Genomic DNA, 370 nt, shown 5'->3' with positions numbered 1-370 from the left:
GTAGACGTCGTCGCCTTGCGCTTCGTGGGTGTACGGCGCGCTGGTTTCACCGGCTTTGATGGTGACGGTGGCGTTGTTGCTCAAGGTCACGACCAGGTCGTGAGCCAGGGCGGTGTTGATGTGGACGGTGAAGGTCGGTTTGACGTTTTCAGCCACCGATACCTGGTCAGCCGTGATGGTCACCTTGACCAAGTCGCCCTCGTTGCCGGCACCCGGAGTACCCGAGCCAGGCTCATCGGTGACAGCAGTGCTGACCGGGGTCTTGTCCAGAACCAGGTTCTCGAACTTGCCAACATCGGCGCCATCAACCGAAGCGATCGATTTGATCACTGGGTCGTTGGTACCGGTGTAGACGTTGTCCGGTGCGATA

At 59.7% G+C, this 370-nt stretch carries 1 protein-coding gene; it reads right to left on the bottom strand.

The genetic code is table 11. From position 1 onward, the window contains the following. The coding region (locus HU750_RS27695) for an immunoglobulin-like domain-containing protein (protein ID WP_186683394.1) at nt 1-370 on the bottom strand (370 nt) is incomplete at both ends.

It is taken from the genome of Pseudomonas sp. SWRI50 (assembly GCF_014269095.1).
Lineage (GTDB): Bacteria > Pseudomonadota > Gammaproteobacteria > Pseudomonadales > Pseudomonadaceae > Aquipseudomonas > Aquipseudomonas kermanshahensis.
Note: the sequence above shows the minus strand (reverse complement) of the source record. Positions and strands in the feature narration are given on the sequence as shown.